14 protein-coding genes are annotated in these 13,060 nt (G+C 57.8%); 8 read left to right on the top strand and 6 right to left on the bottom strand.

Annotation, left to right across the window (positions count from 1 at the left end; genetic code table 11):
• Positions 1-19: 19 nt before the first annotated feature.
• The 5 genes from CAY53_RS07880 to CAY53_RS07860 all read right to left on the bottom strand — a co-directional run bounded on the left by CAY53_RS07880 (position 20) and on the right by CAY53_RS07860 (position 5,857).
• On the bottom strand, positions 20-619 hold the full coding sequence (locus CAY53_RS07880; protein ID WP_104936651.1) for a chemotaxis protein CheW: 600 nt from the start codon (positions 617-619) through the stop codon (positions 20-22).
• A gap of 25 nt (positions 620-644) precedes the next feature.
• Positions 645-1,016 (bottom strand): response regulator transcription factor, encoded by a 372-nt coding sequence (locus CAY53_RS07875; RefSeq protein ID WP_104936650.1) that lies wholly within the window; start codon positions 1,014-1,016, stop codon positions 645-647.
• 45 nt (positions 1,017-1,061) lie between these two features.
• On the bottom strand, positions 1,062-2,447 hold the full coding sequence (locus CAY53_RS07870; RefSeq protein ID WP_104936649.1) for a response regulator: 1,386 nt from the start codon (positions 2,445-2,447) through the stop codon (positions 1,062-1,064).
• Between the two features lie 278 nt (positions 2,448-2,725).
• Entirely contained in the window at positions 2,726-4,525 is a 1,800-nt protein-coding gene (locus CAY53_RS07865; RefSeq protein ID WP_245874777.1) for a M3 family oligoendopeptidase, read from the bottom strand.
• Positions 4,526-4,537: 12 nt separating this feature from the next.
• Positions 4,538-5,857 carry a M18 family aminopeptidase gene (locus CAY53_RS07860; RefSeq protein WP_104936647.1) on the bottom strand — a complete coding sequence of 440 codons (1,320 nt, stop codon included), beginning with the start codon at positions 5,855-5,857 and terminating at the stop codon, positions 4,538-4,540.
• 113 nt (positions 5,858-5,970) lie between these two features.
• On the opposite strand from CAY53_RS07860, the gene CAY53_RS07855 reads away from it, so the two are divergent.
• The 4 genes from CAY53_RS07855 (at position 5,971) to CAY53_RS07840 (ending at position 8,679) form a co-directional block, all read left to right on the top strand.
• A complete protein-coding gene (locus CAY53_RS07855) occupies positions 5,971-6,237 on the top strand; it encodes a hypothetical protein (protein WP_104936646.1) in 267 nt (88 codons plus the stop codon).
• Complete coding sequence (gene thiD, locus CAY53_RS07850) at positions 6,234-7,070, top strand: bifunctional hydroxymethylpyrimidine kinase/phosphomethylpyrimidine kinase (RefSeq protein ID WP_104936645.1); 837 nt, start codon at positions 6,234-6,236, stop codon at positions 7,068-7,070. Before CAY53_RS07855 ends, thiD begins: the two co-directional genes overlap by 4 nt.
• Complete coding sequence (locus CAY53_RS07845) at positions 7,067-7,384, top strand: hypothetical protein (RefSeq protein WP_104936644.1); 318 nt, start codon at positions 7,067-7,069, stop codon at positions 7,382-7,384. Before thiD ends, CAY53_RS07845 begins: the two co-directional genes overlap by 4 nt.
• Positions 7,385-7,581: 197 nt before the next feature.
• The gene (locus CAY53_RS07840) at positions 7,582-8,679 is read left to right on the top strand and encodes an MBL fold metallo-hydrolase (protein WP_017865440.1); all 1,098 of its coding nucleotides are present in this window, start codon (positions 7,582-7,584) and stop codon (positions 8,677-8,679) included.
• 115 nt (positions 8,680-8,794) lie between these two features.
• Here the strand turns inward: CAY53_RS07840 and CAY53_RS14125 are convergent, their stop codons facing one another.
• Positions 8,795-9,136 carry an IS30 family transposase gene (locus CAY53_RS14125; protein ID WP_146106531.1) on the bottom strand — a complete coding sequence of 114 codons (342 nt, stop codon included), beginning with the start codon at positions 9,134-9,136 and terminating at the stop codon, positions 8,795-8,797.
• Between the two features lie 807 nt (positions 9,137-9,943).
• Here CAY53_RS14125 and CAY53_RS07835 point away from each other — a divergent pair.
• The 4 genes from CAY53_RS07835 to cuyB all read left to right on the top strand — a co-directional run bounded on the left by CAY53_RS07835 (position 9,944) and on the right by cuyB (position 13,045).
• Positions 9,944-10,606, top strand: coding sequence for a helix-turn-helix transcriptional regulator (locus tag CAY53_RS07835; protein WP_104936643.1), 663 nt, complete (start codon positions 9,944-9,946; stop codon positions 10,604-10,606).
• Between the two features lie 264 nt (positions 10,607-10,870).
• Positions 10,871-11,248 carry a RidA family protein gene (locus CAY53_RS07830; RefSeq protein ID WP_104936642.1) on the top strand — a complete coding sequence of 126 codons (378 nt, stop codon included), beginning with the start codon at positions 10,871-10,873 and terminating at the stop codon, positions 11,246-11,248.
• A gap of 20 nt (positions 11,249-11,268) precedes the next feature.
• Positions 11,269-12,285 carry a D-cysteate sulfo-lyase gene (gene cuyA / locus CAY53_RS07825; RefSeq protein ID WP_104936641.1) on the top strand — a complete coding sequence of 339 codons (1,017 nt, stop codon included), beginning with the start codon at positions 11,269-11,271 and terminating at the stop codon, positions 12,283-12,285.
• A 55-nt stretch (positions 12,286-12,340) separates the two neighbouring features.
• Positions 12,341-13,045, top strand: coding sequence for a cysteate racemase (cuyB, locus tag CAY53_RS07820; protein ID WP_104937494.1), 705 nt, complete (start codon positions 12,341-12,343; stop codon positions 13,043-13,045).
• Positions 13,046-13,060: the final 15 nt, after the last annotated feature.

Below are 13,060 nucleotides of genomic sequence, written 5' to 3'. Positions count from 1 at the left end.
ACATTCGTCCCCTTTTTCCTCAGCGCCACTTTCTGATGATGTCGGCATGCCCCAGGGCATTGCTGTCCAATAGGAAAATCCGGCGCTGATCCCGCACCAGCACGCCCCTGATGAAGGCCATCATCTTCGCGCATTCCGCCTGCTCGTCCGGAGAGCAGGGCGCCAGGCGCTCCATCTCTTCGTCAAGATTCAGAATGCCGGTGATCCGGTTGACCAGGAGGCAAAATTCCAGATCCTCATGCTGAAACTGGATAAAAGACAGTTTGTGGAGATTGCGGCGCTCCTTCCGCAACTGAAACAGCCTCTGAAAATCCACCACCGAGAAGATCTCGCTCCGGATCTGGACAATGCCCCGGATCCAGGGAGGCAGGTACGGCAGCGGGGTGATGACCGGCATGGCGCCCAGCCCCTGCATGGCGGCAACCGGCAGGGCCATTTCGTGCCAGCCCACCACGAAAGAAATGTGGAGGACCCGGTCCGCGCTCCGCCCGGCACGACTGTGCAGCCGCTCCAGATCCTGCTGCAGCGCGGGCGCCGTTTTCCGGTCAATTGCATCCAGAAGCGACTTGAGATTGCCGTCTTGCATGCCAGCGGCGGGCTGGCCGGTCGGAAGGGCCATACGTCTTGCTCCCCGGGGAATCCGCTCAGCTTCGTGACATGAGTTTGACAGCGTTGGCAAACAGTTCCTCGCTGTCAAAGGGCTTGGTCATATACAGATCTGCGCCCTGATGCTTGCCCCAAAAGGCGTCGCTCTCCTGATCCTTGGTGGACAAAAGAATGATCGGCAGTTCCCGCCGTACCTTCTTGATCTTTTTGCAGGCCTGAAAACCGTTCATGTTCGGCATCACCACGTCCAGCACGGCCAGAGCGAGCTGACTGCCCTTTTCCACCGCGGCCAGCGCTTCGCAGCCGTCTTTGGCGCAAATCACCTCATACCCGTTTGCCTGAAAGGGAGCGCAGATCAGTTTCTGCTGGGTAGGACTGTCATCCGCCACAAGTATTGTCCCCTTGGACATGTCTCATCTCCTGCATTCCGCTGCTGATTGACGATCCGTTATGGATCACCAGATATGTTTTCTGATTTCCTGAAGCATCTGTTCCGGGTCAAAGGGCTTGGTCAGGTAGGCCGACGAGCCGGCCATCCTGCCTTTCACCTTGTTGAGGAAGCCGTCCTTGCTGGTCAGCATGATGACCGGAATATCCTTGAACTCGGCATTGCCCTTGATGATGGCAAGAATCTTGTAACCATCCATCTTGGGCAGAATGACATCCAGCATGATCAGGTCGGGCCGTTCCTCGCTGATCTTGCTCAGGGCCTCCAGGCCGTCGCCCGCCTCGATCACCTTGTAGCCGTTCCTGGTCAGGGTGATGGCAATGACCTTTCTCGTCGTGGCACTGTCTTCCACCACCAGAATGACCCGTTGCGGGGTCACCGGACGATTGAGCGGCGCTGCATCCTCCACCTCTATGGGCGGGGGCGCCACAGCCTCCGTGGCTTCCGCGCTCCCATCCGCGCCCATGTCCTGGGACTGACTCGCCAGATGTTCCAGCAGCAGCTTGAGCTGGCTCGTGAAAACGGCCCGTTCCGGCGCCATCTTGCTCGCCTTGTCGAGATAGACCAGAGCCTCTTTCAGGCGCCCCAGATTCATCTGGATCAGGGCCAGGCAGTACACGGCGGTCAGGCTGCGCGGATGCCTGCGCAGGATACGCAGATAGCGGTCCTGCGCCTCACCGGCCACCTTGGCATCCATCTCGCCGACATGCTGCAGCGCTTCGGCATTGATGATCAGGCTGCCCTGGCAGTTGGGACAGGCGGTCGCGCTTCTGTTCAGGGGCGTCCAGCAGAAGTAGCACTTTCTGGCCACCCCGCCGCGCAGGCTGGGCAGGCCCAGGGCAAACTTGCGCTGCTCCTCCTTGAGCAGGCTGTCGTTCGGATCAATGCTGGCCGCCACGTTCAGGGACTTGCGGATCAGATCCGGGTTGCCCTGGATGCGTGCGAACCAGATCCAGCCGATGAGGCTGTCCCTCTTCTTTTTCAGAAAGGCGACCAGTTCATCGTGGGCCAGCTTGTACTGCTGCATTTCCGCCTTTTCAATGGCATCCTGCAGCAGGTCCTCGCCCGATTCCTCCCGGGCGCTTCTGCGGTCGTCCTTGAGCTTGGACACCTCGAGCAGGATATTGATGAGCGAACTCTGGATGGTCCGCTGAACCTTCCTGAGGGGCAGGACTTCCGTCTTCGCCTCATCCCAGACCATGATTTCCATAGCCGCTTCCATGCCGCTCAGGCTGCCCAGGCTCGCATGGATCAGCTCGCCCTGCTCCACATCCAGATACCCGGTCTGGTCCTCTCTGGTCACCTGCAGGGTCTGCGATTTGCTCTCCATGTTGAATATCTGGAGGATATTTTCCAGGGAAAAGCCATCAATTGTCTGCTTTGCTGTTGTCATAGTCTTTTCAATGGGGGCAGGGGCGAAGCTGAAGAACCGCTCTTGCCCGAGACCGAGCCAATGCCCTGTTCAATGCCGCGCCCAAAGGCTGCCCCATGTTTTACCATTCAACCGAAACGCGCACGCCCTGCCGCTGTGCGCGGACCATGTTCCCCTCCCGGGGGAAGACGTTTTATCGCCTAAGCTCCTTCAATCATCCAGAAAAAAAGAAAAAAATCAAAGAAAAAGCACCGTGGGCCCTCCTTTTGCCGCTACCGGCGCTCCTGGCCATGCCCCGGCTAGTCCCGACCTTGCACGGCGCTCGCCTCCTCCGCCTCGGCCAGCAGCGCCCGAATCAGCTCCAGCCCGCCCTGCCAGAAGGCCGGATCATCCAGATCAATGCCAAAAGGCGCGAGCAGGGCATAGGGGTCACGGCTGCCACCCGCGGCCAAAAGCCGCAGATAGGCCGGCACAAAGGCCCAGCCCTCCTGCTCGTAGCGGGCGTACAGCGCCAGCACCAGCAGCTCGCCAAAGGCATAGGCGTAGACATAGCCCGGCGTGGCCAGAAAATGGGGGATATAGGCCCACCAAAGGCGATAATTGTCGGTCAGGGTCACCGAATCCGCAAACATGGCCCCTTGCGTGTCCAGCCAGAGGGCGGAGAGCCGCTCCGCGGACAGCTCGCCCCGACTCCGGCCCTCGTGCATGGCCGCCTCGAAACGGTTCATGGCCACCTGCCGGAACACCGTGGCAAAGATGGATTCCAGCTTGCCTGCGACAAGCGCACAGCGCCGGGTCGCCGACCGCTCCCGCTTCAGCATGGCCCTGAAGACCAGCATTTCCGCAAAAACCGAAGCGGTCTCGGCCAGTACCAGCGGGGTGTCGCTGTTGTACAGGCCCTGCCGCGCGGCCAGCGTCTGATGCACGCCGTGGCCCAGCTCGTGCGCCAGGGTAAAGACATCCTCCCGCCTGCCGGTGTAGTTCAGGAGCACATAGGGTCTGGCCGAAGGCACGGTCGGGTGGGCGAAGGCGCCGCTGGCCTTGCCCGGCAGAACCGGGGCATGCAGGCGCCGCTCCCTGAAAAAGCCATCCGCCATCTCCGCCATTTCGGGCGAAAAGGCGGCAAAGGCCTCCAGCACCACGCTCCGGCATTCCGGCCAGGACAGGGCTTTTTCTCCCTCCGCTCCGGGCAGGGGAGCATAACGGTCATAGTCGAACAGCTCGTCCAGACCCAGCAGTTCCCGCTTCATCCTGTAGTAGCGCTGCACGATGCCATAGCCAGAGGTCACGGTGTCGAGCAGGGTGCTCACGGTCTCCGGCTTCAGTTCATTGTGCAGGTTGATGGCGCTGTCCCAGTGGGGGTAGCGCCGGAGCCGGTCCATGATGGCCTTTTCCTGCGCAAGCGTATTGAAGATATGGGTCAGGATGTGCAGGTTGTCCTGCAGTCCCCGGGTCAGTTCCAGGGCCGCCTGTTGCCGCAGCGGGCGCTCTGGGCGATAGAGCCCGGCCAGCACCTCTTCCTCGGTGCGCTGGTCCGGGCCGAAGCGCAACTGGCTCATCAGCTTGTCGAAGAGGGTATTCCAGGCACTCCGGCCCACGGGCGCAAGCGCCTGCAGGAGCTGCTCTTCCTGCAGGCCAAGCTGGTGGGGCGCCCTGTTCCTGAGCACCGTCAGATAGTGCCTGTACACTGCGAGTTCCGGAGCGGCCAGCAGCCGCTCGGCCGTCTCGGCCGGCAACTGGTTCCACTCGACCCGAAAGAACACGGTCTGCCGGCCCAGTTCCGCAGTGAGGGCCTCGATCTGCTGCATGAGCGCCGAGGCAGGCGCGTCCTCGGTCTGGGTGATGAAATTCAGATAGGCATAGGATTCCAGCCGGCCCAGCCGTTCTTCCAGGGCCTCCAGCCCACGCACAAGGTCCAGCAATCCGGCGGCCGTAAGCCTGGCCACCCGGCCGGCATAGCGATCGGCCAGGGCCTGCGACGCCTCCCGGCAGCGGGCCATATCCGCCTCCAGCGCCGGGCCGGCGTTTTCATAGAGAAAGCGCAGATTCCAGCGCACGCTGTCCACGCCCAGGGCCATGTTGCTGTTTTGTGTCGACACCGTTTGCCTCCCTCAGACACCAACCAGCGGAGCTCGCAGCAGCGCCTCGTCCGCGCCGAAAAAGGCCTGCATGGCCTGCAGAAAAGAGGCGCCGTCCCGCCACGCCGCCATTTCCCGCACCGAGTGCATGGCCAGTTGCGCCACGCCCACATCCACCACCGGCACCCCCAGGCCCGAGGCCACCAGGGGCCCGATGGTGGAGCCGCAGCTCATGTCGTTTCGCATCACAAAGTCCTGACAGGGGACGCCGGCCCTGCGGCAGAGCAGGACGAACTGCGCGGCAGTCGCGGCGCTGGTGGCGTAGCGCTGGCCCGCATTGGTTTTGATGACCGGCCCGGCCTGCATGCGGGGACTGTGCTCCGGCTCGTAGCTGGCCATGAAGTTCGGATGCAGCGCGTGGGCGTTGTCGGCCGACACAAAGAGCGAAGCGGCCAAAATCCGCCGCATCTGTGCGGGCGGAAAGAGCCGGGCCAACACGTCCTGCAGAAAAGTGCCCCCTGCACCCGCGACTGTGGCGCTGCCCACCTCCTCGTGGTCGTTCAGCACGATCAGGCTGTCGCGCGTGGCGGCGCCGGCCAGAGCCCGCGCCAGCGCATGGCAGGACAGGAGATTGTCGAGCCTGGCCGAACACACGAACTCGCCGTTCAGACCGATCTGGTCCGGCGGCTGGGCATCGTAGAGAAAAAGATCAAAGGCCAGCACCTCGCCAGAGGCCACCTGCCTCCTGGCAGCGCCACGCTGCCGGGCCAACTGCTCCAGAAGCAGGGTGGCAAAATCCGGCTCCTCGCCCAGCATCAGGATGGGCGCCAAATCGGTCTGGCGGTTGATCGCATGCCGCCCCCTGGCTTCCGGATCCAGGTGCACGGCCAGACTGGGCATCACCACCAGGGGCCGCTGAAAATCCACAAGACCTGCCTGCGCCCGGCCCTCCCCATCCTGCCAGACGACCCGGCCGGCCAGCGAGCAGTCCCGGTCAAACCAGGTGGACAGCATCGCGCCGCCGTACACCTCCACGCCAAGCTGCACATAGCCGCCGGTCGAGTGCAGGGCATGGGGCTTGACCCGGAAGCCCGGACTGTCGGTATGGGCGCCCGCCATGCGCAGGCTGCGGCAGCCAGACGTGCCGTGCTCCAGCACAAAGGCGATGAGGCTCGAATCGTTTCTGCTGACATAGTAGGAGCCGGGGCCGAGTTCGCCCCAGTCATCCGGCTCGAAAAGCCTCGTGAAACCGTGCTCGGCAAGGATCCCCTGCACAGTTGCCGTGGCATGAAAGGCGGTGGGCGACGCCTCCAGAAAACGGAGCAATTCCTGCAGATACTGTTCCTGACTCATCGTATGGCTCAAAGGAAAAGGGCGCTTATTTCCGGTCAACAGGGGGTATTATACAACCTCAGGCCCAGCAAATGATAGGCATGAGGCCATCTTTTCGGTATGCTGGAGACGATTTGTCGGAAAATGCACTCTGCAATGCGGGCAGGGATGCGCTCATCCTGATTCCCGGGGCGCAAAGCCCGGCGGTCAAAATGGCCGCCTTTGCCCGGCGCTTTGCCCCGTTGGCAAAGAGGCCCGGGAAGCGGTGCCCCGCTATCATTGCGGCGCACGCGGCAGGCCCCGCCAGAATGCGGCGCTGCCCGGCGCCGGACAGCGCGGCAGAGGACTTCGTGGCCCGCTTTGCCGGGCCTTTACCCCAGAGACAAGGAACCTTGCCATGACGAAAACATACGTGCGCGCGCTCACCATTGCCGGTTCGGACAGTTGCGGCGGAGCGGGCATTCAGGCTGACCTCAAAACCTTTGCCGCCCTTGGCTGCTACGGCATGAGCGCCATCACCGCGGTCACGGCGCAAAACACCCTGGGTGTGCAGGCCATCGCCGCTGTGCCCCCCGACGTGGTGAGAGCCCAAATCGAAGCCGTGCTTGCCGATCCGGGTGTGGATGTCATCAAAATCGGCATGCTCTTCTCTTCGTCCCTGATCCGCACCGTGGCCCAATGTCTGCAAAAATGTGTGGGCGGCACGCCGCTCGTGCTCGACCCGGTCATGGTGGCGCAGAGCGGCGATTCCCTGTTGGAAAATGACGCGGTGACCGCGCTCAGGGAGGCGCTCATACCGCTGGCCACCCTGATGACGCCCAACCTGCCGGAGGCGGAAAAACTGCTGGCCCGTCCGATAGGGGCGGAGGACATGGCGGGTGCGGCCCAGGAACTGGCTGCTCTGGGCTGCCCAAATGTGCTCCTGAAGGGCGGTCACCTCGAGGGGGCGGATTGCGACGACGTTCTGTTTCTGGGCGAGACCAAAAGGACACTGCGCTTTCCGGGCAGGCGCATTGCCACCAAAAACGATCATGGCACCGGCTGCACCCTGTCCTCCGCCATTGCCTCCGGCCTGGCCAGAGGGCTGCCGCTGGAGGATGCGGTGCGGCAGGGCAAGGCCTATCTCAGCGCCGCCCTGAGCGCCGGGGCTGCATACCGGCTTGGCCAGGGGCACGGCCCGGTCCATCACTTCTACGCCTTTTTTCCCGACAGTCCCGGGAAGGAGCGGGCATGAGCATCGTCAAGATTGTGGTCGCGGATGTGGTTTACACCGGCGCCCCCCTCGGCAAGGCCACGAGTCCGGAGGAACTGGAACGGCAGGCCGAAGCGCTGGCCGGTCTGAAGGGCAGCATCATCTCGGCATGGGTGTCGGCACAGTACCCGGATGCCGAACTCTACGCCGATGTGGCGATTTACACCGGCAGCGGCCCGGAGCGGCCGCGACCGCTCGAAGTCTTTGCCTACGACGAAAACGGCGCGCTCAACGAGGCAGCGAGCCAGACCCTGCAGACTGCGCTGACAGAGGCGCTGAGCAAGGCTCTGGCCTGAGCGGCAGGGGTCGGAGGGCCTCAAACGGCACAGACAGAGCACGCCTGATGCCAAAGGGCTCCAGCTGTAAGCGCCGCTCCGAGGCAGGCGGCCAATCCGCCCCGTATTGCCCGGCCATTCGTGGCTATCACCGTTTCTGTTCTCCCTGTCCCCGCCTCCTGTACAAAGACCATGCGTAAAAATCGGAGCATCGATCGATGAGCACTCTGGTCTGGATTCTGGCCCTGGGCGCGGGTCTGGCGCTTGGCGCCCATCTCGTCTTTTCCCATCCGCGCTTTGGCGTGCGGCCCGGAGGCGCGCGGCTGGAGCGCGTCCAGGCCTCGGCCCACTACCGGCATGGTCAGTTTCAGAATCAACTGCCGACCCCGCAGTTCTCCCCGACCGTCAACCCGCTGCCGGTGCTCTGGGATTTTTATTTCGGCCGCCACGAGAGGCTGCGGCCCGCCGGGCCCCTGCCGGTCATCAAAACCGATCTGCGCGCCCTGCCCCCCCATGACCTCATCCTCTGGCTGGGGCACAGTTCCTGGTATGTGCAGCTTGGGGGCAGGCGCCTGCTGATCGATCCGGTCCTGAGCGACCATGCCGCGCCTTTCGCCTTCCTGGAAAAGGCCTTTGCCGGCACCGGCATATGCCGGCCTGAAGACCTGCCGGAGCTGGATATGCTGCTCATTTCCCATGACCACTGGGATCATCTGGATTACGCGACAGTCATGGCCCTGAAAGACAAAATCCGGCTTGTGGCCTGCCCGCTGGGCCTGGGCGCCTCTTTCGAATCCTGGGGTTTCGATCCGGCACTTGTCCGCGAGCTGGACTGGGGCGACAGGGTCCGGCTCGACGCGTTGACCCTGTACCTGCTGCCGGCCAGGCACTATTCCCGGCGCTTCCTTTTCGAGAGGCAAAGCTTCTGGGGCAGCTTTGCCCTGACAGCGGGCGACAGACGCCTCTTCTACAGCGGCGATTCCGGCTATGGTCCGCACTTTGCCGAAATCGGCAGGCAATTCGGCGCATTCGATGCGGCCATTCTGGAGTGCGGCCAGTACGACAAAAACTGGCCCTATATCCACATGATGCCGGAGGAGAGCGCGCTCGCGGCCCTGGATCTCAAAGCCAGGGTGCTGATTCCCAGCCACATGGGCCGCTTCTGCATTGCCAACCACGCCTGGGACGAGCCCCTGATCCGGCTGAGCGCGGCCAGCAAAAATGCGCCGTATCAACTGGCAACGCCCAGAATCGGCGAGCCGGTCGTTTTGAACCGCCCCCTGCCCACGACACAGTGGTGGACAGGCATTCGATAGCACGAAAGAGCAACGTCGCCCGGTACTGTGCAGGCAAAGGCAGGGGCATCGACTTTTTCAAACCATCATGCTGCACCTGAACCCAGCCCATTGAAAACCTCATGACAAAGCCAGGTCAGGCCTCATTAATCGAGATAGAATATGACGGAAGCCGCGAGGCACAGAGCTGAAAGCTACACTCGTTTTCGTTGGCACCGCGGTGCCAAGGCGAATGCGGCCTGCAAAAGTACGTGAACAGTCCAGTTGCCTGCTCCAATTTTTTGAATTGGGCCATTTCCGAACCGTTATCAAGGGTCAAAGTCTGCCGCAGGCCTGGTGGCATCTCGCACAAACGCGGAACAAGCGCCTCGCCCGAGGCGGCGGCCGTCTTGCTTTGGGCCTTGGCCAGCAGCAGAAAGCGGCCTTTGCGTTCGTTGCAACTGAGCAGCGTTGCCTTGCCCCTGGAGGCACAAACCAGATTCGACTCACTCCCCCAAAGCGATACCTCTCGGCAGCAGGCTGCGGTCGCTTGCCGATGTCTCTAAGCCCGGGAAACAGGTGGCTGCCCCGGGGTCATACCCGCTTTGTCGTCTGCTGCGCCGATCGCCGATGAGCGCAACGCAACTGGCGGCATATGGTCTCCATGCTGATGTGCATGCTTTCATCCTCAGGCCAGTCCAGGCGCATACGGCGTGCAATCTGTTCGGGCGAGCAGTGGCCGCACGGTTGCTCATCTACCCAGGCAACCTGTTCGGGCTGGCTCATGCAGCGGAAATGGCGCGGCATTGCTCGTCTTTTCCGGGTACTGTGATCAGCAGTCCGGGTACGATAGCCGGATTTGGAGTTGTTGCGGTGCATTCCCGGGATCATACCCATGGACACAAATACTTCGCGATACTGATGCGTTCTTCCAGAGTAAGATGGCTGTGGGACATGGCGGCCTCCTTCTGGCTGCTTGGCTGTTGCTACTGCCAAGTCCGCCAGAATCCCGCCCTGGCCCTTTACCTCTTCATGCCCCTACCATGTGGTGCGTTTGGAATGAGAATCTCCCCCCCTCAAGATGGAACACTGACACGCGCGGGCACAATGGCTCTTTGCAGCCCCTTCGGAAATTAACCTTTCCTTAACGGGCTGATAACCTTTTTTTGCCCTTATAAACAGGCAGTTACAATGAGGATCTCCCGCAAAGAAAAATTTATTTTGAATAGTTTTCAAAAATTTGTTGACATGTTAAACGAAATTTTGAATTATTGATTCAACAAAAGTGAGGGATAAAAAATAAACCATGCAAGAACAAGAAGCTGTCTTCAAAACGTTAGAGGATGTCGCTGAAGCGCTATGCGCCATGTTTCCCAAAAATCTGGAGGTTGTTCTCCACGACCTGGCAGAGCCATCACAATCCATACGGCATATAAGTGGCAATGTTACCGGGCGCAAAGTTGGGGATGCTGTGACAGATCTTGTGATAAAGGCACTGCATAAGGAGGGTAAAAACGTCAAAAATCGTTATAACTATAAAACAATTAGCCGTGATGGAAGAACGTTAAAATCGAGTACAGTTTTTTTAAGGGATAAAGAAGATAAAATTATTGGAGTCCTTTGTATAAATTTTGATACCACAGATTATAAAAATGCTTCCCATGCATTAGAAATATTTACAAATGTATATAAAGATACAGATTCCCAAGAAAAAAATGAAACATTTGTAGAATTAATAACAGAATCTATCGAATCAATATTTAAACAAGCAGAATCAAAAATAGGAAAAGAATCTGCAACTATGAATCGCATTGAAAAAATAAAACTGGTTAAGGAGCTTGAAAAAAATGGAGTATTTAAAATAAAAGGAGGTATTGACCATATAGCATCACTTATGGGTATATCTAAATATACTATTTATAATTATTTAAAAATAATACAAACAGAGGAAGATATACAGCGTATATAGTGTATAAACTTTAGTTATTATATAAACCAATTTATAGAATTTTGATTATACAGTAATTTTAGACTTTTTATATATTAATATTTACGGCTTAATCATCAATAGGTAACATGACTTCTGAATATCTGGTCGAAAAAGAAGATTTATCGTTGTCCTCCAGCTCTTGTAAAGTAAATCATGGTGTTGTTGCGAATATATTTTACTGTTTAAATCTTGTGAGACAACAATGCGTATAAACATAAAATTTAATAAAAATAAGGAGAAAGAATGCCCAAATTGATTTCTACCGATACAGCGCCGCTTGCGATTGGTCCATATGCTCAAGCGGTATGTACTGAATCCCTCCTCTTTATTTCAGGCCAGCTACCAGTGGATCCTGGCACAGGAACTCTTATTCCCGGAGATGTTTCGGCTCAAACCCATCAGTGCCTAAAAAATCTTTCGGCCATCGCCTCCGCTGCCGGGCTTAGCCTAAAGCAGGCGGTAAAAGTCACCGTTTTTCTGACCGATATGGCGGATTTTCCCAGTATGAATGCCGTATATTCACATTACTTCGGCGCGACCCTACCTGCAAGGTCCACAGTGCAAGTGGCAGGTCTTCCTAAAAATGCAGCCTTGGAGATCGAGGCAATACTCGCATATTAATTCAATCACTGGAGGTATCCATGAATCTCGCAAAATTTCCCCGTCGCCGTTACACCATTGGTCCAACTCCTTTGGAATTTCTCCCCCGCTTCACTGAGGCTGTGGGAGGGCCGCAAATTTACATCAAACGTGACGACCTATTAGGTTTGACCTCGGGAGGGAATAAAACCAGAAAACTGGAATTTCTCGTGGCCGATGCACTGGCACAGAAGGCCGATACCCTTATCACTTGCGGAGCGGTGCAATCCAATCACTGTCGGCTCACATTGTCCGCTGCAGTCAAAGAAGGATTGAAATGTCGGCTGGTACTGGAAGAACGCGTGCCGGGTTCCTACAATCCCGAGGCATCGGGAAACAACTTTCTCTTTCAGCTTCTGGGTGTTGAAAAAATTATAGTAGTACCTGCAGGCAGTGACATGATGGCCGCCATGAATTCCGTTGCGAAGGAACTTGAGACTGAAGGACGAAAAGGCTATGTCATTCCCGGCGGAGGCTCCAACGCCATTGGTGCTACGGGTTATGTGGCCTGCGCCCAGGAAATCCAAGACCAGCTTTTTCAGATGGGTATAGAAATCCATCGGGTCTGCGTCGCATCCGGTTCCGCCGGAACCCATGCCGGTTTGCTGACAGGTTTTCTCGGATGCAACATGAACATTCCCATTGTAGGTATTGGGGTCAGTCGCGATCCTCAAGATCAGGATCCACTGGTGCATAGGGTAGCAGTGGAAACAGCCAAACGTCTCGGTATTCGTCAGGAGATTGAGAAAGATTCTGTGGTCACCTTCGGCGATTACTGGCGACCGCAGTATTCTGTCCCCAACGCGAAAATGGTGGAAGCAGTGAACCTCATGGCTAAGACCGAAGGCATTCTGCTTGATCCGGTGTACACGGGCAAGGCGATGGCAGGGCTCATTGATTTGTGCCGGAATGGCTATTTTAAAAAGGAAGAGAATCTGCTGTTTGTCCATACCGGCGGTTCTCCAGCTCTTTATGCATACCAGAAAGTTCTTTTGGGGCAGGAGAATCTCCCTGGATAAAAATGCAATCCCGAAATGCCATATGGCATTTCGGGATTTTTTTAAGGAGTTGCCAATGAAAAAGAAAATAGTTGGCATTCTTGGTGGCATGGGGCCAGAGGCCACCGTAGATTTGATGCAACGTGTCCTCCGTGCCACTCCTGCGCAGGACGACCAAGATCATATTCACATGCTTGTGGACAACAACCCGCAAGTTCCCTCGCGCATCCGGGCTCTCCTCGAAAAAACGGGGGAAAGCCCTGGTCCCTGCCTAAAAAATATGGCCCGTAAACTCGAGTTCTGGGGAGCAGATTTCTTGGCCATGCCCTGCAATACGGCTCACTACTATCACAAGGAGATACAATCGGCGGTATCCATTCCGGTTCTCAACATTCTCTCTCTTTCAGTAGAAGAGAGCATGCGCCGAAAGCCGCATCTGCGGCGGGTAGGCCTGCTTGCCGCTACGGCAGTTTTAAATTTGAATCTTTATGGGCAAATATTTTCAGCTCATGGAGTGGAAGCTCTTGCACCCCCCGCTCTCATACAAAAACGCGTCATGTCAACCATCCGGACGATCAAGACCGGACAATACGATGAGGAGGTATTCACAGTACTGCGAGAAGCGATAAACAGCCTCATGGAAGCAGGCGCTGAAATTATTCTTGTGGCCTGTACGGAACTATCTGTTGTTTCTGGGCGATTGGAGGCATCGGTTCCCATCTTGGACGCTGCCCAAATCCTGGCAGAGCACATCGTTCGTGAGGCTCAACAGACCATCTGACATCCATACCTGCAA

The sequence above is a fragment of the Desulfobulbus oralis genome, assembly GCF_002952055.1.
GTDB lineage: Bacteria > Desulfobacterota > Desulfobulbia > Desulfobulbales > Desulfobulbaceae > Desulfobulbus > Desulfobulbus oralis.
This window is presented reverse-complemented; position numbering and strand designations above follow the sequence as displayed.

Coding starts and splice junctions, on each gene's coding strand:
- CAY53_RS07880 (WP_104936651.1), bottom strand. CDS start 619: ATGGCCCTTCCGACCGGCCAGCCCGCCGCTGGCATGCAAGACGGCAAT.
- CAY53_RS07840 (WP_017865440.1), top strand. CDS start 7,582: ATGAGCACTCTGGTCTGGATTCTGGCCCTGGGCGCGGGTCTGGCGCTT.
- CAY53_RS07860 (WP_104936647.1), bottom strand. CDS start 5,857: ATGAGTCAGGAACAGTATCTGCAGGAATTGCTCCGTTTTCTGGAGGCG.
- cuyB (WP_104937494.1), top strand. CDS start 12,341: ATGAAAAAGAAAATAGTTGGCATTCTTGGTGGCATGGGGCCAGAGGCC.
- CAY53_RS07845 (WP_104936644.1), top strand. CDS start 7,067: ATGAGCATCGTCAAGATTGTGGTCGCGGATGTGGTTTACACCGGCGCC.
- thiD (WP_104936645.1), top strand. CDS start 6,234: ATGACGAAAACATACGTGCGCGCGCTCACCATTGCCGGTTCGGACAGT.
- CAY53_RS07835 (WP_104936643.1), top strand. CDS start 9,944: ATGCAAGAACAAGAAGCTGTCTTCAAAACGTTAGAGGATGTCGCTGAA.
- cuyA (WP_104936641.1), top strand. CDS start 11,269: ATGAATCTCGCAAAATTTCCCCGTCGCCGTTACACCATTGGTCCAACT.
- CAY53_RS07870 (WP_104936649.1), bottom strand. CDS start 2,447: ATGACAACAGCAAAGCAGACAATTGATGGCTTTTCCCTGGAAAATATC.
- CAY53_RS07830 (WP_104936642.1), top strand. CDS start 10,871: ATGCCCAAATTGATTTCTACCGATACAGCGCCGCTTGCGATTGGTCCA.
- CAY53_RS07875 (WP_104936650.1), bottom strand. CDS start 1,016: ATGTCCAAGGGGACAATACTTGTGGCGGATGACAGTCCTACCCAGCAG.